The sequence below is a fragment of the Ruegeria sp. AF8 genome, assembly GCF_056541825.1.
In genome coordinates, this window is record NZ_JBQFYW010000003.1 from 84,959 (window position 1) to 108,218 (window position 23,260).

At 59.0% G+C, this 23,260-nt stretch carries 31 protein-coding genes; 20 read left to right on the forward strand and 11 right to left on the reverse strand.

The features are described from left to right. Positions 1-13 precede the first annotated feature (13 nt). The 8 genes from flgC to ACR0AO_RS07685 are packed head-to-tail and all read left to right on the forward strand — an operon-like array spanning position 14 to position 4,189. Entirely contained in the window at positions 14-400 is a 387-nt protein-coding gene (gene flgC, locus ACR0AO_RS07650; protein WP_480601986.1) for a flagellar basal body rod protein FlgC, read from the forward strand. 12 nt (positions 401-412) lie between these two features. Further along, positions 413-703, forward strand: a complete 291-nt coding sequence (gene fliE, locus ACR0AO_RS07655; RefSeq protein ID WP_480601988.1) for a flagellar hook-basal body complex protein FliE — start codon at positions 413-415, stop codon at positions 701-703. 3 nt (positions 704-706) lie between these two features. Then, positions 707-979: a flagellar biosynthetic protein FliQ gene (locus ACR0AO_RS07660; RefSeq protein ID WP_480601991.1), complete on the forward strand. Its 273-nt coding sequence runs from the start codon at positions 707-709 to the stop codon at positions 977-979. After that, positions 979-1,689 (forward strand): flagellar hook-basal body complex protein, encoded by a 711-nt coding sequence (locus ACR0AO_RS07665; RefSeq protein ID WP_480601993.1) that lies wholly within the window; start codon positions 979-981, stop codon positions 1,687-1,689. The genes ACR0AO_RS07660 and ACR0AO_RS07665 overlap by 1 nt, the downstream gene beginning before the upstream one ends. Before the next feature lie 21 nt (positions 1,690-1,710). Further along, the gene (flgG, locus tag ACR0AO_RS07670; RefSeq protein WP_480601995.1) at positions 1,711-2,496 is read left to right on the forward strand and encodes a flagellar basal-body rod protein FlgG; all 786 of its coding nucleotides are present in this window, start codon (positions 1,711-1,713) and stop codon (positions 2,494-2,496) included. Beyond that, a complete protein-coding gene (gene flgA, locus ACR0AO_RS07675) occupies positions 2,496-2,912 on the forward strand; it encodes a flagellar basal body P-ring formation chaperone FlgA (RefSeq protein WP_480601997.1) in 417 nt (138 codons plus the stop codon). The genes flgG and flgA overlap by 1 nt, the downstream gene beginning before the upstream one ends. Then, positions 2,912-3,649: a flagellar basal body L-ring protein FlgH gene (flgH, locus tag ACR0AO_RS07680; RefSeq protein WP_480601999.1), complete on the forward strand. Its 738-nt coding sequence runs from the start codon at positions 2,912-2,914 to the stop codon at positions 3,647-3,649. The genes flgA and flgH overlap by 1 nt, the downstream gene beginning before the upstream one ends. A 9-nt stretch (positions 3,650-3,658) precedes the next feature. Beyond that, positions 3,659-4,189 (forward strand): flagellar basal body-associated protein FliL, encoded by a 531-nt coding sequence (locus ACR0AO_RS07685; protein ID WP_480602002.1) that lies wholly within the window; start codon positions 3,659-3,661, stop codon positions 4,187-4,189. Between the two features lie 17 nt (positions 4,190-4,206). On the opposite strand, the gene ACR0AO_RS07690 is transcribed toward ACR0AO_RS07685, so the two are convergent. The 8 genes from ACR0AO_RS07690 to ACR0AO_RS07725 all read right to left on the reverse strand — a co-directional run bounded on the left by ACR0AO_RS07690 (position 4,207) and on the right by ACR0AO_RS07725 (position 12,590). Next, positions 4,207-4,599 carry a hypothetical protein gene (locus ACR0AO_RS07690; protein ID WP_480602005.1) on the reverse strand — a complete coding sequence of 131 codons (393 nt, stop codon included), beginning with the start codon at positions 4,597-4,599 and terminating at the stop codon, positions 4,207-4,209. 29 nt (positions 4,600-4,628) lie between these two features. After that, entirely contained in the window at positions 4,629-5,717 is a 1,089-nt protein-coding gene (gene flhB / locus ACR0AO_RS07695) for a flagellar type III secretion system protein FlhB (protein WP_480602008.1), read from the reverse strand. After that, on the reverse strand, positions 5,714-6,487 hold the full coding sequence (locus ACR0AO_RS07700; RefSeq protein WP_480602011.1) for a flagellar biosynthetic protein FliR: 774 nt from the start codon (positions 6,485-6,487) through the stop codon (positions 5,714-5,716). Before ACR0AO_RS07700 ends, flhB begins: the two co-directional genes overlap by 4 nt. Then, positions 6,484-8,571: a flagellar biosynthesis protein FlhA gene (flhA, locus tag ACR0AO_RS07705; RefSeq protein WP_480602014.1), complete on the reverse strand. Its 2,088-nt coding sequence runs from the start codon at positions 8,569-8,571 to the stop codon at positions 6,484-6,486. The genes ACR0AO_RS07700 and flhA overlap by 4 nt, the downstream gene beginning before the upstream one ends. 8 nt (positions 8,572-8,579) lie before the next feature. After that, positions 8,580-9,296 (reverse strand): transglycosylase SLT domain-containing protein, encoded by a 717-nt coding sequence (locus ACR0AO_RS07710; protein ID WP_480602017.1) that lies wholly within the window; start codon positions 9,294-9,296, stop codon positions 8,580-8,582. 129 nt (positions 9,297-9,425) lie between these two features. After that, positions 9,426-10,937, reverse strand: a complete 1,512-nt coding sequence (gene amaB / locus ACR0AO_RS07715) for an L-piperidine-6-carboxylate dehydrogenase (RefSeq protein WP_480602021.1) — start codon at positions 10,935-10,937, stop codon at positions 9,426-9,428. A 3-nt stretch (positions 10,938-10,940) separates the two neighbouring features. Then, on the reverse strand, positions 10,941-12,047 hold the full coding sequence (locus ACR0AO_RS07720; RefSeq protein ID WP_480602024.1) for a saccharopine dehydrogenase family protein: 1,107 nt from the start codon (positions 12,045-12,047) through the stop codon (positions 10,941-10,943). 114 nt (positions 12,048-12,161) lie between these two features. Further along, positions 12,162-12,590, reverse strand: a complete 429-nt coding sequence (locus ACR0AO_RS07725; RefSeq protein ID WP_480602027.1) for an Lrp/AsnC family transcriptional regulator — start codon at positions 12,588-12,590, stop codon at positions 12,162-12,164. Positions 12,591-12,861: 271 nt separating this feature from the next. Here ACR0AO_RS07725 and ACR0AO_RS07730 point away from each other — a divergent pair, with 271 nt between their 5' ends. The 7 genes from ACR0AO_RS07730 to ptsN all read left to right on the forward strand — a co-directional run bounded on the left by ACR0AO_RS07730 (position 12,862) and on the right by ptsN (position 17,646). After that, complete coding sequence (locus ACR0AO_RS07730; RefSeq protein WP_480602033.1) at positions 12,862-13,476, forward strand: ribonuclease D; 615 nt, start codon at positions 12,862-12,864, stop codon at positions 13,474-13,476. Beyond that, on the forward strand, positions 13,473-14,441 hold the full coding sequence (locus tag ACR0AO_RS07735) for a KpsF/GutQ family sugar-phosphate isomerase (RefSeq protein ID WP_480602038.1): 969 nt from the start codon (positions 13,473-13,475) through the stop codon (positions 14,439-14,441). Before ACR0AO_RS07730 ends, ACR0AO_RS07735 begins: the two co-directional genes overlap by 4 nt. Positions 14,442-14,451: 10 nt before the next feature. After that, on the forward strand, positions 14,452-15,051 hold the full coding sequence (gene lptC, locus ACR0AO_RS07740) for an LPS export ABC transporter periplasmic protein LptC (RefSeq protein WP_480602041.1): 600 nt from the start codon (positions 14,452-14,454) through the stop codon (positions 15,049-15,051). A gap of 3 nt (positions 15,052-15,054) precedes the next feature. Continuing rightward, positions 15,055-15,546 (forward strand): LptA/OstA family protein, encoded by a 492-nt coding sequence (locus tag ACR0AO_RS07745; RefSeq protein WP_480602047.1) that lies wholly within the window; start codon positions 15,055-15,057, stop codon positions 15,544-15,546. Further along, positions 15,546-16,304: an LPS export ABC transporter ATP-binding protein gene (gene lptB / locus ACR0AO_RS07750; protein ID WP_480602050.1), complete on the forward strand. Its 759-nt coding sequence runs from the start codon at positions 15,546-15,548 to the stop codon at positions 16,302-16,304. The genes ACR0AO_RS07745 and lptB overlap by 1 nt, the downstream gene beginning before the upstream one ends. Positions 16,305-16,556: 252 nt before the next feature. Beyond that, positions 16,557-17,120 carry a ribosome hibernation-promoting factor, HPF/YfiA family gene (gene hpf / locus ACR0AO_RS07755; protein ID WP_480602053.1) on the forward strand — a complete coding sequence of 188 codons (564 nt, stop codon included), beginning with the start codon at positions 16,557-16,559 and terminating at the stop codon, positions 17,118-17,120. A 61-nt stretch (positions 17,121-17,181) separates the two neighbouring features. Further along, positions 17,182-17,646: a PTS IIA-like nitrogen regulatory protein PtsN gene (ptsN, locus tag ACR0AO_RS07760; protein WP_480602055.1), complete on the forward strand. Its 465-nt coding sequence runs from the start codon at positions 17,182-17,184 to the stop codon at positions 17,644-17,646. A gap of 111 nt (positions 17,647-17,757) precedes the next feature. Here the strand turns inward: ptsN and dalA are convergent, their stop codons facing one another. Continuing rightward, complete coding sequence (dalA, locus tag ACR0AO_RS07765) at positions 17,758-18,285, reverse strand: divisome-associated lipoprotein DalA (protein ID WP_480602057.1); 528 nt, start codon at positions 18,283-18,285, stop codon at positions 17,758-17,760. A gap of 170 nt (positions 18,286-18,455) precedes the next feature. On the opposite strand from dalA, the gene ACR0AO_RS07770 reads away from it, so the two are divergent. Together ACR0AO_RS07770 and ACR0AO_RS07775 are read left to right on the forward strand one after the other, a co-directional pair. Further along, a complete protein-coding gene (locus ACR0AO_RS07770) occupies positions 18,456-19,055 on the forward strand; it encodes a L,D-transpeptidase (protein WP_480602061.1) in 600 nt (199 codons plus the stop codon). Between the two features lie 139 nt (positions 19,056-19,194). Beyond that, entirely contained in the window at positions 19,195-19,377 is a 183-nt protein-coding gene (locus ACR0AO_RS07775; RefSeq protein ID WP_480602063.1) for a hypothetical protein, read from the forward strand. Positions 19,378-19,452: 75 nt separating this feature from the next. Here ACR0AO_RS07775 and hemH read toward each other — a convergent pair whose 3' ends face one another. Both hemH and ACR0AO_RS07785 read right to left on the reverse strand, forming a co-directional pair. After that, positions 19,453-20,502 carry a ferrochelatase gene (gene hemH / locus ACR0AO_RS07780; RefSeq protein ID WP_480602066.1) on the reverse strand — a complete coding sequence of 350 codons (1,050 nt, stop codon included), beginning with the start codon at positions 20,500-20,502 and terminating at the stop codon, positions 19,453-19,455. A gap of 54 nt (positions 20,503-20,556) precedes the next feature. Beyond that, positions 20,557-21,387: a methyltransferase domain-containing protein gene (locus ACR0AO_RS07785; RefSeq protein ID WP_480602068.1), complete on the reverse strand. Its 831-nt coding sequence runs from the start codon at positions 21,385-21,387 to the stop codon at positions 20,557-20,559. A 16-nt stretch (positions 21,388-21,403) separates the two neighbouring features. Here ACR0AO_RS07785 and ACR0AO_RS07790 point away from each other — a divergent pair, with 16 nt between their 5' ends. From ACR0AO_RS07790 to ACR0AO_RS07800, 3 genes are read left to right on the forward strand one after another with little or no spacing between them, the layout of a single operon-like run. Beyond that, positions 21,404-22,132, forward strand: coding sequence for a double zinc ribbon domain-containing protein (locus tag ACR0AO_RS07790; RefSeq protein ID WP_480602071.1), 729 nt, complete (start codon positions 21,404-21,406; stop codon positions 22,130-22,132). 37 nt (positions 22,133-22,169) lie between these two features. Further along, positions 22,170-22,427, forward strand: coding sequence for a glutaredoxin 3 (grxC, locus tag ACR0AO_RS07795; RefSeq protein ID WP_480602074.1), 258 nt, complete (start codon positions 22,170-22,172; stop codon positions 22,425-22,427). Next, positions 22,427-23,257 carry a carbon-nitrogen hydrolase family protein gene (locus tag ACR0AO_RS07800; protein WP_480602077.1) on the forward strand — a complete coding sequence of 277 codons (831 nt, stop codon included), beginning with the start codon at positions 22,427-22,429 and terminating at the stop codon, positions 23,255-23,257. The genes grxC and ACR0AO_RS07800 overlap by 1 nt, the downstream gene beginning before the upstream one ends. Positions 23,258-23,260 lie beyond the last annotated feature (3 nt).

The window sequence follows — 23,260 nt, forward strand, 5'->3', positions numbered from 1 at the left end:
GTGAGCCCGGAAAATGAGTGAACTATCAAAATCTCTTGCCGTATCTGCCAGCGCATTGCGCGCACAGGCCACCCGTTTGCGTCACGTGTCAGAAAATATCTCGAATGCCGACACCCCCGGATACCACCGCAAGACCGTGCCTTTCGAAGCCGTCCGGGCAGAGGATGGTGACATGGTCCGGACCGGGCGCGTTCGCCTGGATCGCCGAGAGCCGAGCCGCATCTATGATCCAAACCATCCGATGGCAGACGAATCCGGTCACTACCAGGGCTCGAATGTGGATCTGATGATTGAAATCGCTGACGCCCGCGAAGCTCAGCGCGGCTATGAGGCCAACCTGAAATTGTTCGACCAGGCGCGGCAAATGTCGGCCAGCCTGATGGATTTGTTGAGAAAATAAAGGACGACCAGAATGGATATCCGCTCATTGACCGCTGCGCAGAACTATGCCTCGGCACGCCCGGCCACACAGGCCGATCCATCTCACGACGGTGCGATGGAAAGCCTGCGCAAGACGGGCATGGATTTTGCCGCCACCTTGCAGCACAGCGAACAGATGGCGCAGGCGGCGATGACCGGACAGGCCGACCCACACTCACTGGTTCAGGCATTGGCGCAGACCGAGCTGGCCGTCGAAACCGCCGTGACCGTACGCAACAAGGTGGTTGAGGCTTATCAGGAAATCCTGCGCATGCCGGTCTGAACAATGTTGAGCGAAGGGTTGTTTTTCGACCTCGTGCGCCAGGCGCTTTGGATCGCGGTCATCACCTCGGTCCCTATCCTGGCGGTCGCTCTTGTCACCGGTCTGGCGGTGGGTTTGTTTCAGGCACTGACGTCTATTCAGGAAATGACCCTGACTTTCGTCCCGAAACTCATCGCTATCGTTGCGGTGTTCTGGATCTCGATGGGATTCATGACCCAGACGCTTGTGACGTATTTTCAGGCCACACTCGTCCCCCTTATCTCGGGAGGTTTTTGATGGACACGTCCTATGTCACCCTGTCCCGGCAATCCGGCTTGATGAACGAAATCCGTGTCGTCGCAAACAATATCGCAAACGCCAACACTACCGGATACAGGCAGCAGGGTCTGGTGTTTTCTGAATTCATCCAAAACGACGGACGCCACCCTTCGCTATCGATGGCGCGCGCGCAGGTTCGCAACACCGCGACACATCAGGGTGTCCTGACGCAGACCAACGGGCAGTTTGATTTCGCAATCGAGGGCGACGGGTATTTCATGCTGGAAACGCAATCGGGCAATCGTCTGACCCGCGCCGGCAGCTTCTCTCCCGATGCCAGCGGCGACCTTGTATCGCCCGATGGCAATCGTGTCCTCGATACCAACGGCGCCCCGATCTTCATTCCTCCGGACACGGTTTCCCTGAATGTCGGCAGTGATGGAACTCTCAGTATCAACGGGCAGCCCTTGGGGCAAATCGGTGTCTACATGGCAGAGAACCCAGGCACCATGACTCGCGAAAGCGGCGTGGCTTTCAAGGTCGAAGGCGAGTTGGCGCCCGTCGATGATCCCAGAATCCTTCATGGTTTTCTCGAAGGCTCGAATGTCAACGCCATCGAACAGGCCACGCGCCTGATCGAAATCCAGCGGGCTTACGAACTGGGGCAGAGTTTTCTCGAATCCGAAAACGAACGCGTTCGCAGTGCCATCAAATCCCTGATGCGCTGAACTTTGTGAGGAGAATCCACGATGCGCGCCTTGAAGATCGCCGCCACCGGCATGACGGCCCAGCAGATGCGGGTCGAGACGATCTCGAACAATCTCGCCAACATGAACACCACCGGCTACAACGCCCGGCGGGCCGAATTTGCGGATCTGCACTATCAGCAGATGACGCGCGCAGGAACTGTGAATGCGGCGGATGGCACGGTCTTGCCAACGGGCGTCCAGCTTGGTCTTGGCGTCAGATCCGCGGCGGTAACGGTGGAACTGGCGCAGGGGACATTATCGGCAACCGGCAGCGATCTGGATATCGCCATTGACGGAGGCGGATATTTGGAAGTGACGATGCCGAACGGGCAATCGGCCTATACCCGGGACGGCAGCCTGAAACGCTCCGCCGAAGGGTTGATCGTGACGTCCGACGGGTTCGCTGTTTCGCCCGAGATTACGATTCCGAATGACACCCGGTCGATTTCCATCAACGCTTCCGGTCAGGTCTATGCCTTTTTCGACGATGCGGCCGAAGCGCAACTGCTGGGAGAGTTGATGCTTGCAAGTTTCTCGAACGCCAAGGGGCTCGAAGCGATCGGAAGCAACCTGTTCAAAGAGACCGAAGCCTCCGGCGCGCCGGTCATTGGAATACCGGGCGAGGACGGGCTGGGCACATTGCGCCAAGGGTACCTTGAGGATAGCTCTGTCGATGCGGTGCGCGAAGTTACGGAGCTGATCGAAGCGCAACGGGGCTATGAGATGAACGCCAAAGTGATATCCGCCATCGATCAGATGATGGGCGCGACGACCCAGGTACGCTGATGCGAAGCGCCGTTCTCATACTCGTTCTCGCGTTCGCCAATCTCGGCTGGGCAGATACGGTTGCACCCACCCGAACCATCCGTGCCAAGCAAATCATCCAGGTGGAAGACATCACGTTGCAACCCGGAGAGATCAGCGGGATGGCCCACGATCCGGTCGAAGTTATCGGCAAAGAGGCGCGCGTGGCCTTGTATCCTGGCCGACCCATCCGGAATTCCGATATCGGCCTGCCTGCCGTGGTAGATCGCAACGAACTGGTAACCATCGTGTTTGTTCGCGGGTCGCTTTCCATCGCCGCCGAGGGCCGGGCATTGGGGCGTGGGGCGGTCGGCGAATTCATCCGGGTCATGAATCTGTCATCCCGCACCACATTGAACGGCCTGATCCGAGCGGATGGCAAAATCGAGGTGAAATAATGGATTTCAATCCCGTTCTCAGAACCGTCCTGCTGTCTGCGCTTGCGGTTTCCGCCTGCGGCCGGATGGATCATCTCGGCAAGCCTCCCAGCTTCACGCCAAATGAAAAATCCCCCGAGCATGTTGCGATGCTATGGCCTGGTTTGCCGACACACAGCCAACCCCAACGGTCAGTGGACCGGTCTTCGCTTTGGAGCGGCGGGCAAAACTCTTTGCTGGGTGATCAACGCGCCATCAAAAAAGGTGACATTCTGACAGTAGTCATCGAGATTGACGAAAAAGCCGAAATTTCCAACGACACCAACCGTTCGCGAACCGGATCCGAAACCTTGGCCGTTCCCCAGCTTTTGGGGTTGCCGCAACGCGCAGCGGACAAAGTGCCCGAGGGGTTTTCCTTTGACGAGGCGGTGTCGGTCGATTCCGAAAGCTCGAGCAAAGGCAAGGGATCGGTCAAGCGTAAAGAAAAACTGACCCTGCGAGTGGCCGCCACAGTTGTCGATGTCCTTCCCAACGGCGTGCTGTCGATCTCTGGTTCGCAGGAGCTGCGGGTGAACTTCGAGATGCGTGAACTGTTGGTTTCGGGTTTCGTTCGCCCTCAGGATATCTCGCGGCAAAACGAGATTACCTATGACAAAATCGCGTCAGCACGTGTTTCGTATGGCGGCCGTGGTCAAATCACCGATGTCCAGCAGCCGCGATACGGCCAACAGATCCTGGACGCATTGCTTCCTTTCTGAGGTTTCCGAATGACAAGAAAGTTGCTGCCTTTACTTTTTCTCATCGCCGGGTTGGGCGCGGGTGCGAGCGCGGGGTTGATCCTTGGTCCGACAAAACCTGACGGCGTGGTGCCGGAAACAGAATATGCGGGTCAGGAAGGAACCCCAAAATCTGACCACTCTGGGCAGATGAATAAAAAGAGCACATCGAACGACAAGCTGCCCGCGCAAACTGGCGACGCCGAATATCTGAAATTGACCAGGCAATTCGTTGTTCCGGTGGTTGAACAGGATCGGATTGCCGCCCTCGTTACGGTTTCGCTTGGCCTTGAGGCCAAACCGGGCATCAGCGAAAAATTCTATGCCCTGGAGCCAAAGCTGAGGGATGGGTTCCTGCAGGTCCTTTTCGATCACTCCAACAAGGGCGGATTTGACGGTATCTTCACGGCGTCAGACAATCTTGATTATCTCAAGGTCACATTGTTGAACGTCGCCAGGCAAGACCTGGGAGATGATGTATCGCGCGTTTTGATCATGAGCATCGCCCGGCAGGACACCTGAGCGTCGGGCCGGACTTCCTATTTCTCGGACCAAATATTGGTCAATGCGAACCGGGCAAGCTCTTCGAATTGCGCGTCTTGATCACGCCGACGCACTTGCTGCTCTCGCCTTTGCGCAAGCTCTGCGAGCGCTGTCTTGCGCCCGAAAGCGTCACGAAGCTGGTCCAAGGCAGCCAGCTTTTTGGCCCGCACACGCGCCAACGCCATATTCAGTTCCTGCCGTGTCCGGGATTCCCAGCCAAACCAAAGAAGATCGGCACCTACCGCTTGATATTCCGAAGGCTGAGACCGCGTTTCCTGGATCTCTGCCTTTTGAGCATCAAGGAGGGCCAGTTGGCGCAGTGTTTTCCGTTCTTCTTCCAGAACGGGCCGTACCTTTTCCAGTTCGGACAGGAACAGAGCCTCACTCACGGTTTTCGCGTCTCTTGTTTGCCGTAAATTCACCTGACCTGCCCTTTCGCCTTTCTGCGCATCGCTTCGGCAAAACGGATTGCAGCGGCGACCGGTCTGTAATGTTCCTCCGGGATTTCCTGCCCGATCTCGACGGACGCGTGCAATGCCCGGGCCGTGGGCGGATCGGAATGAATCGGGACACCGGAATCGGTTGCGGTGGCACGGATGGAGGCCGCGATTTCATCGACTCCCTTTGCCACGCAAACCGGAGCGGAGCCGGGCACACGGGACCATTTCAACGCGACCGCGAAATGAGTCGGATTGACGATCACCACATCCGCTGCCGGAACCTCCGCCAACATGCGGTTCATGGCAATTTCCTGCCCCCGTTGCCGGCGCTGTTGCTTCATGTAAGGGTCGCCTTCTGCGTCCTTCGTTTCATCCATGATCTCCTTGCGCGACATGCGGTTCTTGCGGATATGCTCGGCATGCTGCCAAAGGTAGTCAACTGCCCCGATCACCAGGGCCACGGAAATCACTATGGACAGAAAACGGGTCAGCATCCCGGCCATGAAAACAATCGAACCCCGCGCCGGCATGGCGCTGGAACCAACGATTTCCACAAGATTTGCCCGCAAGAACAGCGCCAGGCATATCGAATAGATCAAAAGCTTGGAGAAGCTTTTGAAAAACTCAAACAGACCGCCGCGACCGAACTTGTTTTTGGCGTTTGACAGAACGGATATGCGCGAAAGCCTGGGTCTGAGTTTGTCCGGCGCCACCACAAAGGCCCGCTGCGCAATGGTGCTGAGCAACACGGTTGCGGCCGGGATGACGAACAAAAACGAAACCGCCAGCGCAATGCGCCCCATAATGCCCGAGACCGGAGCCTGAGACGGACCGGACAGCAACAAATCCGAAAGCCGTTCGGACTGATCGATGAGAACCGCAAACAGCGTGCCCAATTGATTCATTGACACTTCGCCGATTGCCGCCAAGGCAAGCAGCAACCCGGCATAGCCCGCGACGATCGAAACGTCGGTGGATTTTGCAACTTCTCCTTTTTCGCGCGCCTTCCGCAGTTTTTGAGACGTCGGGTCGAAGGACTTGTCCGTATCGTCATCCGCGCCACTCACGGGCTGCCACCCAAAGGGTTCGACATGAACACAAACAACGCATCGGACCATTCGGTCAGGATCAGGGGTGCACACAGAAACAACAGCAGAATCCCGCCAAAGGTCAGGGCCGGCGCACCCACGAAAGCCACCATCAATTGCGGCATCGCCCGGTTGATGACACCCAACGCGAGGTTATAGACCAACGACGCGATGACGAACGGAGCAGCCAGGCCAAACGCCAGCGAGAAACTTTGCGAGACCTGCCGCACACCCCACGCCGACAGGTCCGCGGCAACGGGCAACGCCCCGGCAGGAAACATCGAATAGCTGTGGATCAGAAACTGGGCCGCCCGCACGTGAAGCCCCATGATCGCGGCCAGCGCAAGGCCTGCGATCACCAGCAGATACCCCATTGCCGGGACCGGCTCGACAGCCGCGCCACCCAGAATCTGGGACAGTGACGTAGCCTGTGCCGCAATCGATCCGGCGGTTTGCAGCGCCAATACGAACAGGCGCAAAGCGACGCCCAGCGCAAGGCCGATGCCAATCTCGGCTCCGACCAGAGCAGCCAGCCCCCGCAACCCTGAGTGATCAACCTCGACTTCCGTGGCGGGCGCCACAATCAGTGTAAAAACCACGGCAGTGGCGAACTTGACGCGCGCGGGGATCATACGTTCGCCAAATGCCGGCATCATCGAAACCACCGCAGACACTCTCAGAAAGATTGCAAACAGGTGCCAAAGCCCGCCCGCCAATTCACGCAGCAATACGGATTCCACTACGATCATGTGGCCACCATGCCGACCAGTGCAGGGCGTGCCTCAAATCCGATTTCTTCAAAAGACAGTACAGGGTTCGACACCCCTCGCGCACGCAGTATCGTGCGCAGCAACCGTCTGCGCTGTGAAGACGTAACCAATGCCGGATACACTCCCTGGTCCGCAGACCGCATCATCCGGTCGGCCACACCATCGGCCAGCTTGTTGAAAAGATCCGGTGGCAGAGCGACATCCAGACCCACCGGATTTGCGTCGATCTGGTAGCTGGCAAATGTGTCCTCCCACTCGGGTGCAAGCTGGATCAGCGGGATCGTGCCGTCATCGCGTTTCATCTCTGCCACCAATTGGAACCCGAGCCGCTGGCGGACATGCTCACAGATCGATTCGGGTTGCGTCACCAGAAGGCGCGCCTCGGCCACGCTCTCCAATATCAACGGCATGTTGCGGATCGAGACGCGCTCTTCCAGCAGCAACCGCAGAACAGCGTGAAGCGTGTCGATCGGCACCTTGTCCGGGATCAGTTCGTCAAGAAGTTTGCGGTTGGCCTCGGCACGGACGGGGTCGCTGAGGCGCGTCATTTCCGACAGGATCCGTCGCAGGGATTTCAGGGTCAGAAGCCGGGCGAAGTTCTGTTTTATGATCTCAAGCAAGTGCGTGGCGAGAATTTCGGGCGGCGTCACGATGGTCGCACCCGACATGGCGGCCTCCTCTCGGTCCTGCGGCCGCAGCCAGCGCGCCGGCGCCCCATAAACCGGTTCTGTCACATCCTTGCCGTCCGGCAACGCATCTGAGCCTTCCTGCACCAGCGCCAGTACGAGATCCGGATTCAAGACGCCGCGGGCCTGTTCCACCCCATGCACCCGAATGACATAGGTTCCTGTCGGCAATTCGCTTTGATCGGTCAAACGGATTTCAGGCAGGATCAGACCAAAGACCGTGGCGACATGAACGCGCATATTGGCGATCCGGGCATCCAGCCCGGTCCCCGGATCCAGAACCATCGCGACAAGATCGGGTGCGAATTCAAGATGAATGTCGTCAAGGTCCAGCACATCCCCGATGGCTGGAATGGCCGGCTGCTGTTCGGCAGAAGGAGCCCGGCTGACTCGCTCGGCCTCGACCGTTCGCTGTCTCTGAATTGAAAACGCGGAAAATCCAAGAACACCGGCCCCCAGAATGAAAGGGACGAACGGAAGGCCCGGCACCAGCGCAAAAAGGACCATCAGAACGGCGACCGTCGCCAATGCAGGAGGGTGGCGTCCCAATTGCGAGAAAATGGCATTGTCCGTGGCCCCCTGTGCGCCCCCGCGCGCCAGCAACAGGGCTGATGCGATTGAAATGATTACTGCCGGAATCTGGGATACCAACCCATCGCCCACGGTCAGAATCGCATAGGTTTCAAAAGCGGCGGAGAGGGGCATTCCATGAACGGCAACACCCATGATCAACCCCATGACGAGATTGAGAAGGGTGATGAGCAGACCGGCAATGGCATCGCCCTTGACGAATTTCGAAGCCCCGTCAAGCGAACCGAAAAAAGTGGTTTCCTGTTGCTCAAGCTCCCGCCGCTCTTTGGCTTGCTTGTGATCGATGGCGCCTGCCGACATGTCGCTGTCGATGGCAAGCTGCTTGCCGGGCATCCCGTCCAGTGCAAACCGGGCGCCGACCTCGGCCATGCGCGCAGCGCCCTTGGTGATCACCATGAAGTTGACGATCAGCAGGACACCGAACACGACAAGGCCCAGGAAGATGTTGCCGCTCATAATGAATTGCGCAAAGCCCTGTATGACATCTCCGGCAGCGTTCGGGCCTGAATGCCCTTGCCCGATGATCAGCTTGGTCGAGGACACGTTCAGCGACAGACGCAGCATCAGCGAGGCAAGCAGGATCGTTGGGAAAGACGAAAAATCCAGCGGCCGCTCGATGAACAACGTGAGTGTGAAGATCAGAATCGCCAAGGCAAATGAGGCGGCCAGCCCGATGTCCAACACCCAGGCCGGCATCGGCAGGATCATCATGACGATAACTGCCATCAACGCCAGCGCCAGCAGGACGGTGGGAGAAAACACAGCGCTGAGATCAAGTTTCGGCATGTGCACCCTTAGTTCAATGCGATAAAGGCGGTTCGCCTGTTTGCCACCGGAACCAGCGATCCCAATGCGGTCGCGCCACCGTCGGCACCGGGGGCGGCAAACAACGGATTGGCCGCGCGGGTGAAAGGATCGGCGGAAGGCGCAGCCGGTTGCACATGGGGCGCGTCGCCCAGCGCCGCCAGAGTTGCCTCAAACCGTTTGGTATATGCGGCCGCCAGTGATTTCGTGCGTGAATGATAGGCACCAGCCGCCGCGCGCCACGAGCCAAGTTCGGCATGGAGCTCTTTCAGGAACCGGGCCGCATATCGGGCATTGTCCTGCGGGTCGAACATGGATTCGGCGGACCGGAACGCGTGACCGTGCCAGCGATAGTTGATCTGAAAGCAACCGACGTCGAAACTGCGCGCCCCGGTTTTGACCACCTTGGCGACATATGCTTTGGCCTCGGCCTCGGTATCGAACCAGAACCCCTTGCCCTCCAGGTTCACGGTCCAGGGCCACGGCATCCGCTTCCCGTTTCGCGTCCGCCCCGTTTCGACGCGGGTTATGGCGCGCAGCACATCCAGCGGAACGCCCTCGACCCGCGCCGCCTGTTTTGCCGCCACATCGCAAGTTGCGGAATCGGCAGTGTTTGTCGACGCCTGACCCGATGCGGCAACCCAGATCAGCCCCACCGAAGTGATCAGCAACGTCAGTAGCAGTCGAAAAACATGGATATAGGGCATTCTGCCGGTTCCGGGGATTCTTGCGATCTCCGGAACGCTACCCAGCCACCTGTTTACAGAGGGTTATCGTGAAAAAGAAAACCCGCCCCGATGGCATACCGAGGCGGGTTTGATTGCGACGGGTGACAATCAGATGTCGAACTTGACGCCCTGTGCCAGCGGCAACTCGGCAGAATAGTTCACCGTGTTCGTCTGACGTCGCATATAGGCCTTCCACGCGTCCGAGCCACTTTCGCGCCCGCCGCCGGTTTCCTTCTCTCCCCCGAATGCACCACCGATCTCGGCACCAGAGGGGCCGATATTGACGTTGGCGATGCCGCAGTCCGAGCCTGCCGCGGACAGGAACTGCTCCGCTTCGCGCATGTTCAGCGTAAAGACGCACGACGACAGGCCTTGCGGCACGTCGTTCTGAATTTCCAGCGCCTGTCCGAAATCGTCATAGCCCAGCACATAGAGGATCGGGGCGAAGGTTTCGGTCTTTACCACATCGCTCTGGCCGGGCATTTCGACGATGGCGGGTTCCATGTAGACACCGGCGGGCACGCCCTCGGTCACGCGGTTGCCGCCGAACACAGTGCCGCCTTCGGTTTCTGCCGCTTTCAGCGCCGCGGTCATTGCCGCGCCCGAGGCCTCGTCCACCAATGGGCCGATCAGCGTGCCTTCGGCCAGCGGGTTGCCGATGGGCAGACCGGCATAGGCCTTTTTCAGACGGCCCACCAATTCTTCACGGATCGAGTTATGCACGATCAGACGGCGCAGCGTGGTGCAGCGCTGACCGGCGGTGCCGACGGCCGAGAACACGATGGCGCGCACGGCCATTTCCAGATCCGCCGAAGGGCCGACGATCATGGCATTGTTGCCGCCAAGCTCCAGAATGCACTTGCCGAATCGCGCCGCCACGATGGGCGCCACGGCGCGGCCCATGCGGGTCGAGCCAGTGGCCGAAATGATCGGCACATCCTCCGATTCGACCAGGGCCTTGCCCAGATCGGTACCGCCGATCAGGGTTTGCAGCAGGTTGTCGGGCGCATCGCCAAACCGGGCCACGGCGCGTTCAAAGATCTTCTGGCAGGCCAGTGCGGTCAGCGGGGACTTCTCGGACGGTTTCCAGATCACCGGGTCGCCACATACCAGCGCCAGCGCTGCGTTCCACGACCAGACGGCAACCGGAAAGTTGAAGGCCGAGATCACGCCCACGGGGCCTGCCGGATGCCAGGTCTCCATCATCCGGTGGCCCGGACGCTCGCTGGCGATGGTCAGGCCGTAGAGCTGGCGCGAGAGGCCCACGGCAAAGTCGCAGATGTCGATCATCTCCTGCACTTCGCCCAGGCCTTCCGAGGTGATCTTGCCCGCCTCCCAGCTCACCAGCGCGCCGAGGTCATCCTTGGCGGCGCGCAGCTCTTCGCCCAGCAGACGGATCAATTCACCCCGGCGGGGGGCAGGTACGGTACGCCAGGCGTTGAAGTCGGCTTTTGACTTGGCGATGATCGCACCCATCTCGGCCACGGGTGTTTCGTGCACTTCGCCCAAAAGGCTGCCGTCGATGGGGGAATGTATCTTGAGCGTACCGCCGGTCAGTTCGGCAGCGGTCAGGCCCAGGTTCGAAAGGGTGGTTTCAGCGGTCATAACGACGTCTTTCATGTTTCAGGCTGCCTTGTTCTGTTCGGATACGTCTCCCGCCCGGTAGAGGCGGCCAAATTCGGTATTCAGGAAATCGGAGAGCTTCACCTGCTCCTGCCGGACAAAGCCACGCGAAGGCAACGCGCCGGTCCGCATCAGGTCAACCACACCCAGCACACCGGCGGCGGTGGTGATCTGGATGGCGCTCCAGACCTGACCGTCGATCATGCGGCTGAAGGACTTGTTGATCAGGCTCTTTTCCCGCAGCTGCCCGTCAATCTTGCCCTTGGCGGTGCAATATACCAGCACCACATCCTGATCGGTGCGCGGCAGGGCGGCCTCGAAAATCTCCTTGAGCAGGTCGCGGCGGCGCTCCAGCCCCAGATCGCCCAGCAGCAGTTTCAGGATGTCGCGATGACCCGGATACCGGATCGAGCGATAGGACACCGCACGCGCCTTGCCCTCAAGCGTTTCGGGCAGGGTGCCGAGACCGCCGGAGGTGTTGAAGCATTCGTATTCCACCCCGTCATGGCCGAGGATTTCGTAATCCTCCAGCGGTGCAGTCTTGACCCGCTCGCCGTTCACGATGGCATCGCAGGGATTGCAGTATTCGTTGATCAGACCATCCGTCGACCACGTCAGATTGTATTTCAGCGCGTTGGTCGGATAGAGCGGCAGTGCGCCTACCCGCATGTGCAGGCTGTCGAGCGTGTCGAATTCACTGGCCAGAGCCGCCCCCGCGATACCGACAAAGCCCGGCGCCAGACCGCATTGCGGCATGAACGCAGTCTCGCTGTCTTTGGCCAGCTCGCGCACAGCGTTGGTGGCCGCCACGTCCTCGGTCAGGTCAAAATAATGCGCGCCCGCGTCGCTGGCCGCCTTGGCAATCGCCGGTGTCAGAAAAAACGGCGCGGCAGAGACCACCGCGTCAAAGCCTTTCAGCCCCTCGGCCAGCCCGGCCTCATCGCAGGCGTCGATCTGTCTGGTGGCAACGCCCATCTTCTTAAGCACCGCCAGCGCCGCCAGATCGTGATCGGCAACGGTGACGGAATAGTTGGGCGAGGTCTTGAGCAAAGTGGCGATCATCTGGCCGATCTTCCCGGCCCCGACGACGCAGATATTCCATTGCATGGCACGTCTCCTTCTTTGCCGGAAAGTGTGACGTAACCGTTGTTCGATCTGTAGGGAGCAGATTGACGAAATGAATCCTATAACCGTCTAATTGACGAAAAATCCTTCAATCTGTCATCTTCGGTCAATTCGGCGCCCAAACACCACGCTGGTGTTGGTGCGCAGCACGCCCGGAATCCCGGCAAGTTCATCGACCAGCACATCCAGGTCCTCGATCCGGGGTGCTTCTGCCGATAGCAGCAGATCGAACTCGCCATTAATTGACAGGCACAGCTTGACCTCCGGATAGGTCTCCAGCCGTTTGATGATTCTGGACGTTTCCTTTTGTTGCACCTCCAGCAGAACCACGACCTGCACTTTGCTTTCGTCTTGCGGTTCCCGCAGAACCACGGAATATCCGGCGATCTCGCCGCGCTCTTCCATCCGGGTGATACGTTCGTGCACGGTCGTACGGGCGACACCCAACCTGGCCGCGATCCCGGTGGTCGACTCGCGCGCGTTGTGCTGCAATGCGGCGACTATCCGGCGGTCCAAATTATCCATTCAGGCTCTCCTGACATCGTCATATATCAACCCAACGGCACCGATGCGCCCGGCTTTTCCGGATATCCGGCACAACCGGTTCCACATAAGCCGCCCGCAAGGTTATTGCAAAACCCAAACGCCGTTCAGAAAATGTCAAACTCAGCCCGGAGAATGCAACACCGTTCCGGCATCAGCTGTTCGAAGGGCGCGAATGCTCGTCCTTCGCCAGAGTTGAGTTTGCCTGTCAAACCGCCTATCTCGGGTCCGTGACGGCACAAAGGACATCTCCGTGGCAAACAACCTGTACATAAACGACCTGCCCGATGGGTTGGAGCTGGGCCCGGTGGTGGCCATTGATTGCGAAACGATGGGGCTGAACCCGCATCGCGACCGGCTGTGTGTAATCCAGATGTCCGGCGGTGACGGCAACAGTCACATCATTCAGGTCGAAAAGGGCCGGACCGAAGCACCGAACCTGTGTGCCATGCTTGAAAACCCCAAAGTACTCAAGCTGTTCCACTTTGGCCGCTTCGATATCGCCGCCATGTATCACACGTTCGGTGCCTTGGCCGCTCCGGTATACTGCACCAAGATCGCCAGCCGTCTGGTGCGGACATATACCGACCGGCACGGGCTGAAGAACCTGTGCCAGGAACTCATCGCGGTCGATATTTCCAAACAACAGCAGATGAGCGACTGGGGCGCGGAAACCCTGACCGAAGCGCAGCTGGACTATGCCGCCTCAGATGTATTGTACCTGCACCGCTTGCGCGAAGAACTGAACAAGCGGCTGGATCGCGAAGGCCGGGTCGAAATGGCGCAGGCCTGTTTTGACTTCCTGCCGATGCGTGCGAAGCTTGACCTCGCCGGCTGGCCCGAAACGGATATTTTTGCGCACTCATGACCGATACCGAAGCATTTCTGAGAACCGCCCGACAGGTTGTCACCGACGAAGCCCGCGCGCTGGACGTTCTGGCCGAAGGGCTGGACGAGCATTTTGCCGAGGCCGTGCAGCTGATTCTGCAGGCAACGGGCCGCATCATCATCAGTGGCATCGGCAAATCGGGCCATATCGGCCACAAGATCGCGGCCACGCTGGCCAGCACCGGCACACCCGCCTATTTCGTGCACCCGGCCGAGGCCAGCCATGGCGATCTGGGCATGGTGTCGAAAGACGACGTGGTACTGGCAATCTCGAATTCGGGCGAGGCGCCCGAGCTGGCAAACCTGCTGGCCTTCACCCGCCGCTTCGGCATCCCGCTGATCGGCCTGTCCAGCAAACCGGAAAGCACGCTGATGAAACAGGCCGACGTGCATCTGCTGATCCCGTCGCTAGGCGAGGCCTGCGGTTTTGGCATGGTCCCGTCGATCTCGACCACGCTGACGCTGGCAATGGGCGACGCGCTGGCGATCGCGTTGATGAAATACCGCGATTTCAAGCCCGAAGATTTCCGCGCATTCCACCCCGGCGGCAAGCTGGGCGCGCGGCTGAGCAGGGTTCGCGACCTGATGCATTCCGGCGATGCACTGCCGCTGGTTTCCCTCGACACGCCCATGAGTGACGCGCTGATAGAAATCAGCCAGAAAGCCTTTGGTGTGGCCGGCGTGCACGATACGAACGGCCATCTGGTCGGTATCATCACCGACGGTGACCTTCGCCGTCACATGGACGGTCTGCTGGGTCAATCCGCCCGGCATGTCATGACCGCCGATCCAACCACGATTGCCCCGCACGCAATGGCCGAAGAGGCCGTCGCGATCATGAACCAGCGCAAGATCACGTCGCTCTTTGTTGTCGAGGAAGACGGGCCGCCCGAGGCGCTGGGGCTGCTGCACATCCACGACTGCCTGCGCGTGGGCCTGGGTTAAGGAGGCGAAATTGGACAGCTATTCCCGCAGGGTGCAGTTCTTCAAGGTACTGCTGCCGCTTGCGGCCATTGCTTTGCTGTCCACCGTGTTTTTGCTGTCACGCAGTGTCGACACCAATGTCTCGACCCCGTTTTCCGGGCGCGAGATGGACGAACGGCTGAGCGGGCAGCAGATCACACAGCCGTTTTTTTCCGGTGTGACCGACAAGGGTGAGGAAATCCTGATATCTGCCAGCGTCGCCCATCCGGGCACCGACGACCGCCCCGCCGAAGCGAGCAATCTGCGGGCGCGATACCGGTTGGCGAATGGAAACGAAATGGCATTGGCCTCTGAACTCGGCTCCCTGCGCCCGGATCGGGGAACGGCCACGTTTTCCGGCAATGTCGTCATCACAACATCCGACGGGATCCGGGTGACCACGGAACAGTTGAACACCTCACTGGATGAAATTCGGGGACGCTCTCCGACAACAATCACCGGAACCGGACCGATCGGCGATTTTACCGCCGGTGCGATGGAGTTCGGGGCTGAAAAAAAGGATGCGCCGCTCCATATTCTTTTTACAGACGGGGTGAAGCTGATATATGACCCTCAAAAACCGGAAAGATAACTCGTGACCGTTTTTCGTGTGCTGATACTTTGTCTTGCCCTGGGTTTCGGGGCTGCTCCCGCATTTGCGCAAGAGGCCAATGTCGCATTCGGATCGGTCAAGGCGGACCCAACCCTGCCGGTTGAGGTCACATCCGACACGCTGGACGTCAATCAGAAAGACGGGTCGGCAGAATTCAAGGGTAACGTCTTTATCAGACAAGGCGAAATGCGGCTTTCCGCACAGCAGGTTCTGGTCATCTACAATCAGGAGAAGTCAGGAATCGAACGGCTGGAGGCCACAGGTGACGTGGTTCTGGTCAGCGGGCCGGATGCGGCCCAGGCGCAGCGCGCCGACTATTCCATCGATACCGGTGTCATCGTGATGAGTGGCGATGTGCTTTTGACGCAAGGCGAAAACGCGCTGACCTCAAGCAAGATGACGGTGAATCTCAAGACCGGTACCGCCCGGATGGCGGGCCGGGTGAAAACGATCCTGAACACGGGCAGCAACTGATGAATCGCCCGAAACTGACAGTTGCCGAAGGTTCTTCCGGGCTGAAGATCGAGAAGCTGCGAAAATCCTATCGCAAAAAGACGGTGATCCGGAACGTCTCGATGTCGCTCGACCGGTCCGAGGTGGTTGCCCTGCTGGGGCCAAATGGCTCTGGTAAAACAACGACGTTCTATACGGTGGCCGGTTTGGTTTTTCCCGAGGCGGGAACAGTTACCATCGATGGGCAGAATGCGACGACATTGCCGATGTATCGTCGGGCCCGAATGGGCATCGGTTATCTGCCACAGGAAATGTCGATCTTTCGCGGCCTGAGCGTCGAAGACAATATCGCCGCCGTGCTGGATATCACGGTCAAGCACGCTCACAAGCGCAAGGAACGCCTGGAGGAACTGCTTTCGGATTTCTCGATCGAGCATTTGCGCCGCGCCCCTGCTCTGGCACTTTCAGGCGGTGAGCGACGCCGTGTCGAAATCGCGCGCTGCCTGGCCGCCGATCCGAAATATCTGCTGCTGGACGAACCTTTCGCAGGCGTGGACCCGATCAGTGTCGGCGATATCCGTCACCTTGTGGCCGATCTGAAAAAACGGGGAATCGGTGTTTTGATCACTGATCACAATGTGCGCGAGACGCTGGAAATCGTGGACCGCGCCTATATCTTGCATGACGGTCAGGTTCTGATGTCCGGCACCCCCACGGAAGTCGTCGAAAACGAAAATGTGCGCCGGGTCTATCTGGGTGAAAACTTCCGGATTTCCTGACCGATGGCAGATCATCGCGCCGTGCAGGGCAGAAATCTTGAAATTGCACATCTGTTTTGATTGACTCTCCGCGCGTCTCTTGCCTCAATTGGGTTATGGCATTTCTTCGGTTCCAGTCCGGATCTCGATGTCCCTTCACGAAGGGGTACGATAGTAGACTATCCTCGGAAATGTCTTTATCCCACACCCGATAAGTCACAGGCCACCATCTTGCGTGGTGTCAGAACGGGTGCGAATTGTGAAGGAGATCACATGCGTTATCAAATCAGCGGTAAACAGATCGACATCGGCGAAGCGCTGCAGACCCACGTGCAGACTGAGCTGGGCGAGGTCGTGGGTAAGTACGCCCAACGGCCGACCGACGCCAATGTCGTCTTTTCCCGTTCAGCGCATGAGTATGTATGCGAAACGACCGTACATCTATCAACAGGGCTGACAGCCCAGGCCAAGGCGCACGCCACCGAAATCTATGCGGCATTCGAGGGGTGCTGCGACAAGATGGAAACACAGCTGCGCCGTTACAAGCGCCGCCTGAAGGACCACCACAAGGATCGGTCCGAGCCGGTTGAACTCTTTGGTGCGTCATCCTATATCCTCGCGTCGGACGACTCGGGTGCGGCTGAAGAGCCGGAGTCGCTTCAGCCGATGATCGTCGCTGAAATGGAAACCCAAATCCCGTCGCTGAGCGTGGGTGAGGCCGTAATGCAGATGGAACTCGCGGGCGCCCCGGTTTTGGTGTTCCGGAATGAGAACAAGGACGGACTGAACGTCGTTTATCGCCGCGATGACGGCAATATCGGCTGGATCGATCCGTAATAGGCAAGATAATTGAGATGTGCCTCCGGAAATCCGGCGGCACATCCGTGGAGCAAAATCAATGGAGCTTTCGAGCATCCTCGCCCCAAAGGCAGTCCGTGTCCTGTCCGCCGCGTCCAGCAAAAAGCGGCTGTTTCAGGAAATCGGTGACGTCGCGGCTTCGGCACTTGGACTTGACGCTCAGACAGTGGTCGATTCTCTGCTCGAGCGGGAAAGCCTTGGGCCGACGGGCGTCGGACACGGTGTCGCTTTGCCTCACGCCCGGATGGCGGGGCTGGAAAATGTCGCCGGTGTGTTCGTGATGCTCGAAAAACCGATCGATTTCGGTGCGGTCGACAGGCAGCCTGTCGATCTCGCGTTTTCACTGTTTGCGCCCGAGGAGGCCGGCGTTGAACACCTGAAAGCGCTGGCCCTGGTTTCGCGCACGTTGAGGGATACCTCAATTTGCACGAAACTCCGGTCGAATCCCGTTCCGGATAAGCTGTATACCATCCTGACCGAGCCGCATTCAGTGCAGGCCGCCTGAAAACGGGACACTCAAACAGCTCTGGGCGCTATCGCGAGCCGCAGTCAGCAGCAGGATGGAAACCGGCCCGCGCGGCGGCAGGACAGTCTCAAATTTCCGACGCGCGAACGATCACGAACCGGTCCAACCGCCCGCTCCCATCTCCAGCGCCCACCAAAGCTTGCCACCGGATTCCTGATGCCAGGCGAATCCCATCTGTGTCGCGTCGGGGTTCATAATCACCGAGCGGGGGCCGGGCGCATCCATCCAGGCGGCAAGGGTCTCAAGCTCGGTTTCGTAGGTTTCGGAAATCGCCTCGCCCAGAAATGTGCCTGTATATCCAACCCTTATTGCCCGGTCCAACGGCGATGACCCGTCCGAGCCGAAATGCCAGGGCCGATTCTGTCTGGACATATCGCGCGCATGGGTTTCGGCGGCGGCGTTGAGTTGTGCATTCAACTGTACCGGTTGCAAGCCTGACGCCTGCCGCAAGGCATTGACCGAATCCAGCATCCGAAACTGTAGTTTGTCGGCGCTTCCCCGAATTTTGTACGGTTTCGGCAACGGCCTGCCATCGGCACCCAGACGGGTTTGGCTCGTATCCGTACAGGCGGCAAGGGCCACAAAGCACACCAACAAAAGAGAAATTAATCGCGCCATGTTCAATCCGGTTCTTTGCATCGGAAAGGGCATAGCGCGGTAGAGACGTCTGGGCAAACGTCCAGTTGAGCAAACTGGCTGGAAAATGCCGGTTTGATTTGCGACTGAGGCTTTCTGGCAATAAACTGCCTAAAATTTCCATGAGATGAACTCAACAAAGGTCCTGGACCATGGTTAAAAAACGGTTTCACTTGCCATCGCGGCGCAATTTCCTGACCGGGGCTGCATCGGTTCTGGCAACCCCGGCAATCGCGCAATATATCCCCGGCGACCCGCTGAGGCCCGCGCCCGAGCCGGAAGCGCCAGTGCGCCGCAATATTTCAGGCTTCCGCGCCCTTAGATGGCAACCTTATTTCTCTGACACCAGGAACGGTGCGATTCTGGTCGATACCGTTTCCCGGGCGCTGCACTACTGGTCCGAGGATCAGTCGGTGTACAAGCTCTATCCCTCTTCGGTGCCACTAACGGATGAGTTGACCCGCAGGGGCCGAACCAGCGTCATTCGAAAAGTTGAAGGCCCCGGCTGGTCACCAACGCCGTCGATGAAGAAGCGCAACCCGGAATGGCCAGACTACATCCCACCAGGCCCCGACAACCCATTGGGAACTCACGCTTTATATCTGAGCTGGAAATACTATCGTATTCACGGAACGCACGACACGCGCAAAATCGGACGGCGGTCTTCGAACGGATGTATCGGGTTGTATAACCAGCATATCGAAGAGCTGTTCGGCATGGCAAAAGTGGGCACTCAGGTGTTGCTAATTTGACGACATTTTCGTCCGCTAAGTCGCTGAACACGCAAGTAGCATTTGCAATCCCCTCGCTTTGCTGCTTAGAAAAAGCCACGAGGTAAGTCTTGGGTGCGTGGTTCAAATATTGGGAATCGCGCGAATTCTGGAGGTTAAAATGAAAAAACTCGTTCTCGCCGCTGCGCTGACCGCTGCTGCTTCGACCGCATTTGCCGGCAACCTGGAAGAGCCGGTTGTTGAGGCACCTGTCATCGTCGAAGAAACTCAGGGTTCTTCGAGCGGCATCATACTGCCCCTGATCCTGCTGGTTCTGGTTGGCGCGGCTGTTGCTGCAAGCTAAGACGACGCAAGTCATCTGACGGAAAAAGGCGGTGGAGCTTCCACCGCCTTTTTTCATGACCTTTTTTTGATTGGCTCAATCCAACCAGCCCTTGAGATTGTCCTCGATAACTTTACCCAGCGCCGCAATATGTGCGTCCTCCTCGTTAAGACAGGGGATATAGGTAAAGGTTTCCCCGCCCGCCTCTTCAAAGCTTTCGCGGATCTCTTCATTGATCTCTTCCAGCGTCTCGATGCAGTCGGCAGAAAAGGCCGGGGCGATGACGGCAATGTTTCTTTTTCCTTGCCGTGCCAGTTCCGCCACATGGTCGACGGTATATGGTTTCAACCACTCTTCGGGACCGAACCGCGACTGAAAGGTTGAAACGAGGCGATCTTCCGACCAGCCCAGCCGCTCCTTCAGCAACCGCGTGGTCTTGGCGCATTGGCAATGATATGGATCACCCTGCTGCAGATACCGCTCGGGCATACCGTGATAGGAACAGACCAGGATATCCGGCTTGTTCTCCATCCCGGCATAGGCTTGTTCGACCGATTGCGCCAATGCCTCGATATAGGCCGGCTCGCCGAAATAGGCGGGAACGGTGCGGCTGGCCGGTTGCCAGGCTTCTTCCATCAGGGCGCGGAAAAACTGGTCGTTCGCGGTCGCCGTGGTCGCACCGGCATATTGCGGATAGAGAGGGAAAAACAGGATGCGGTCACAACCGGCCGCCGCCAGTTCGCGCACCTTGGATTTCGTTGACGGATTTCCATACCGCATGCAGAAATCCACCACCACACGATCGCCATAGCGGGCTTCCATCGCCGCGTGCAGCTTGGCGGTCTGGTTCTTGGTGATCGTCATCAGCGGACTTTCACTCTTGTCATGATTCCAGATCGACTTGTAGGCGGCACCGGAGCTGAACGGCCGCTTGCTCAGAATGATGGCTTGCAGGATGGGTTGCCACTTCCACGCAGGATAGTCGATGACCCGCTTATCCGACAGGAACTCGTTCAGATATCGCCGCATCGGCCAGTAAGAATAGTCATCGGGCGTTCCGAGATTGGCCAGCAGAATACCAACCCGTCCCGTTTTTACCTTGGGATGTTCCGTCGGGGCATGCGCTGGTCGGGTAGCATCGGACATATCGAACTTCCTGAATTTTCAGTTTCGCCTGGGATAAAGGGAAATTCCGGCTGGTCAATCGGACAGTTTGTTCTCGCTCGTGCCCAGCGCCTGCGCCAGACTTGTCCGGGCGGACCCGGGACGTAGTGGTTTCTGCTGGCTTTCGTCGGGCGCCCAGCCAGTCAGGCAGATCATGTCAAACGTCGCGTTCAGCCTGCCAGCGGGTCCGGCGAAATTCTCGGAATAGATGCTGGCCGCGCGTTCGAATACGGCGCGCCGTGTCGGGTGTTTCAGCCGGTTGCTCAGAGCGTTGGTTTCGCCCATCGCACGCAGATCCCGCATAAGATGCCATATGTCCCGGTATTCCGCCGTCAGGGTCAGATTGTCCGCAACCGGCAACGCGAGAGCCGCCCGTTGCAACAATGCTCCCATGTCGCGGATTTCACCCATTGGCGCAATCCGCGGGCTAAGACCACCGGTTACTTCGATTTCGGCCTGTCCCAGCGCCGTCCGAAGCTCGTTCAGGGTTGCGCCGCCAAGGCACACAGCCAGCATCAACCCATCCGCTTTCAGCGACCGGGCGCACTGTATCAACTGCCCCACGGGATCGTTCGCCCAATGCAATGCCATCGCGTGAACGACGAGATCATGCGAGCCGGGCTCCAAATCCAAAAGTGTCTTGTCTGTGACGATCTTTGCCCCGGCGATCGCTTTCTGCCAAAGGTGCGGAAACGGCGTCACGACCGCCGGGCACGTGAACGATCTGTTAACCATAGACAGCCGATCCTGCACTTCGTCGATCGCGGCACGGTGCAGGAACAGGGCCTCATCCTCTGCGCGGGCGCGATGGGCGGCTAGGGCTGCCCGGTCGAACAGGGCTGGTGCATTGGGCGCTGGCATCTTCATGAGGCGCAGTTAACGCATGTGGACCCGGATTCAAACCGCTGTCGAACTGATTTATCCGCCACGCTGCCTGAGCTGCGGAGATCTGGTCACCTCGGATTTCGGTCTGTGCGGACGCTGCTGGCGCGACACGCCATTCATCGGCGGAACCATCTGCGAGAGCTGCGGCATCCCGCTGCCCGGCGAACTGGATGGCCACCGAATTGAATGCGATGACTGCATGCGATCCCCACGACCATGGGCCGACGGGCGCGCGGCCCTGCTGTATCAGAATCGCGCGAAGCGGATGATCCTTGCGCTGAAACACGGCGACCGACCGGAACTCGCCCGCCCTGCGGCGCTGTGGATGGCGCGCGCAGGGCGTGAAATCTTTCGCGAAAACATGCTGATTGCGCCGGTCCCGCTGCACTGGTCGCGGCTGGTGAAGCGCCGATACAACCAATCTGCATTGCTGGCCCGGCACCTGAGCCGCGAAACCGGGCTGTCGGTGTGTCCCGATCTTCTGGTCCGTCCCCGGCGCACTCCGATTCTGGACGGCAAAACCAGTGCGGCGCGCGCGCAAATCCTAGCCAAGGCCATTTCAGCCCATCCCAGGCACAAAGGCCGTATGGTGGGGCGGGACGTATTGCTAGTCGATGACGTAATGACCTCGGGTGCGACACTGGAGGCCTGCGCGCGCGCCTGCCTTGACGCAGGCGCAAATCATATTTGCGTGTTGGTACTGGCACGCGTTGCCAAGAATACCTAATTCCTCCTAGATTGCGTCAAATCTCTGGGGAACGGAAATGAAAACGGTCGAAATCTACACCTCGCCGCTATGCGGCTTTTGCCACGCGGCCAAACGGCTTTTGAACCAAAAAGGGATCTCGTTCACCGAGATCAACGTGCTGGCCAACCCGGGTCGCAAATCCGAGATGGTCCAGCGGGCGAACGGACGCCGGACCGTGCCGCAAATCTTTATCGCGGAGACGCATGTCGGGGGGTGCGACGACCTCTATGAACTGGAGCGCGCGGGCAAGCTTGACCCGCTTCTGGCCGCCTGATGAAAACTGCCCTGCTGCAAATCACCTCGTCGGATGACCCTGCCGCGAACCTAGAGATGGTGTGCGGCATGATGACCGAGGCGGCGCGGCAGGGTGCGAAATTCATCCTGACGCCCGAGGTGACCAATTGCGTGTCGACCAGCACCACGCGCCAGCGCGAGGTGCTGCAACTCGAAGAAGACGACATAACCCTGTCCGGTCTGCGCGCGCATGCCGCGCAACTTGGCGTCTGGCTGTTGATCGGATCTCTGGCGATCAAGACCCATGACACGGATGGACGATTTGCCAACCGCTCGTTCATGATCGACCCAACGGGCAGGATCGTTGCCCGATACGACAAGATCCATATGTTCGACGTTCAGGTAACCGAATCGGAAACCTTCCGCGAATCGGCGAATTATCGACCGGGATCGAAAGCAGTCATCGCCGATACGGAATTCGGCAAGATCGGGATGACCATCTGTTACGATGTGCGGTTCCCGCATCTTTATGCCGCACTGGCCCAAGCCGGTGCGCATGTTCTGACCATTCCGGCGGCGTTCTCGCCGGTCACCGGCGCTGCGCACTGGCACTCGCTGTTGCGCGCCCGCGCCATCGAAACGGGTTGTTGGGTCCTCGCGCCGTGCCAGACCGGCACACATCCGAAGACGCGCGGCAAGACCCGTTTCACGCATGGGCACAGCCTGGTCGTCGCTCCTTGGGGAGAGGTGCTGATCGACGCAGGCACCGAACCCGGTATTCACTATTTTGAGCTGGATGATAATGCTGTTACAGAAGCACGGCGCCGCGTGCCGTCTCTGACCCATCTCCGTCCGTTCGACGGTCCCTGATCC

Excerpts from the sequence above, each read along its gene's own strand:
- flgC (WP_480601986.1), top strand. The coding sequence starts at position 14 with ATGAGTGAACTATCAAAATCTCTTGCCGTATCTGCCAGCGCATTGCGC.
- fliE (WP_480601988.1), top strand. The coding sequence starts at position 413 with ATGGATATCCGCTCATTGACCGCTGCGCAGAACTATGCCTCGGCACGC.
- ACR0AO_RS07660 (WP_480601991.1), top strand. The coding sequence starts at position 707 with ATGTTGAGCGAAGGGTTGTTTTTCGACCTCGTGCGCCAGGCGCTTTGG.
- ACR0AO_RS07665 (WP_480601993.1), top strand. The coding sequence starts at position 979 with ATGGACACGTCCTATGTCACCCTGTCCCGGCAATCCGGCTTGATGAAC.
- flgG (WP_480601995.1), top strand. The coding sequence starts at position 1,711 with ATGCGCGCCTTGAAGATCGCCGCCACCGGCATGACGGCCCAGCAGATG.
- flgA (WP_480601997.1), top strand. The coding sequence starts at position 2,496 with ATGCGAAGCGCCGTTCTCATACTCGTTCTCGCGTTCGCCAATCTCGGC.
- flgH (WP_480601999.1), top strand. The coding sequence starts at position 2,912 with ATGGATTTCAATCCCGTTCTCAGAACCGTCCTGCTGTCTGCGCTTGCG.
- ACR0AO_RS07685 (WP_480602002.1), top strand. The coding sequence starts at position 3,659 with ATGACAAGAAAGTTGCTGCCTTTACTTTTTCTCATCGCCGGGTTGGGC.
- ACR0AO_RS07700 (WP_480602011.1), bottom strand. The coding sequence starts at position 6,487 with ATGATCGTAGTGGAATCCGTATTGCTGCGTGAATTGGCGGGCGGGCTT.
- flhA (WP_480602014.1), bottom strand. The coding sequence starts at position 8,571 with ATGCCGAAACTTGATCTCAGCGCTGTGTTTTCTCCCACCGTCCTGCTG.
- ACR0AO_RS07710 (WP_480602017.1), bottom strand. The coding sequence starts at position 9,296 with ATGCCCTATATCCATGTTTTTCGACTGCTACTGACGTTGCTGATCACT.
- amaB (WP_480602021.1), bottom strand. The coding sequence starts at position 10,937 with ATGAAAGACGTCGTTATGACCGCTGAAACCACCCTTTCGAACCTGGGC.
- ACR0AO_RS07720 (WP_480602024.1), bottom strand. The coding sequence starts at position 12,047 with ATGCAATGGAATATCTGCGTCGTCGGGGCCGGGAAGATCGGCCAGATG.
- ACR0AO_RS07725 (WP_480602027.1), bottom strand. The coding sequence starts at position 12,590 with ATGGATAATTTGGACCGCCGGATAGTCGCCGCATTGCAGCACAACGCG.
- ACR0AO_RS07735 (WP_480602038.1), top strand. The coding sequence starts at position 13,473 with ATGACCGATACCGAAGCATTTCTGAGAACCGCCCGACAGGTTGTCACC.
- lptB (WP_480602050.1), top strand. The coding sequence starts at position 15,546 with ATGAATCGCCCGAAACTGACAGTTGCCGAAGGTTCTTCCGGGCTGAAG.
- hpf (WP_480602053.1), top strand. The coding sequence starts at position 16,557 with ATGCGTTATCAAATCAGCGGTAAACAGATCGACATCGGCGAAGCGCTG.
- ptsN (WP_480602055.1), top strand. The coding sequence starts at position 17,182 with ATGGAGCTTTCGAGCATCCTCGCCCCAAAGGCAGTCCGTGTCCTGTCC.
- dalA (WP_480602057.1), bottom strand. The coding sequence starts at position 18,285 with ATGGCGCGATTAATTTCTCTTTTGTTGGTGTGCTTTGTGGCCCTTGCC.
- ACR0AO_RS07770 (WP_480602061.1), top strand. The coding sequence starts at position 18,456 with ATGGTTAAAAAACGGTTTCACTTGCCATCGCGGCGCAATTTCCTGACC.
- ACR0AO_RS07775 (WP_480602063.1), top strand. The coding sequence starts at position 19,195 with ATGAAAAAACTCGTTCTCGCCGCTGCGCTGACCGCTGCTGCTTCGACC.
- hemH (WP_480602066.1), bottom strand. The coding sequence starts at position 20,502 with ATGTCCGATGCTACCCGACCAGCGCATGCCCCGACGGAACATCCCAAG.
- ACR0AO_RS07785 (WP_480602068.1), bottom strand. The coding sequence starts at position 21,387 with ATGAAGATGCCAGCGCCCAATGCACCAGCCCTGTTCGACCGGGCAGCC.
- ACR0AO_RS07790 (WP_480602071.1), top strand. The coding sequence starts at position 21,404 with ATGTGGACCCGGATTCAAACCGCTGTCGAACTGATTTATCCGCCACGC.
- grxC (WP_480602074.1), top strand. The coding sequence starts at position 22,170 with ATGAAAACGGTCGAAATCTACACCTCGCCGCTATGCGGCTTTTGCCAC.
- ACR0AO_RS07800 (WP_480602077.1), top strand. The coding sequence starts at position 22,427 with ATGAAAACTGCCCTGCTGCAAATCACCTCGTCGGATGACCCTGCCGCG.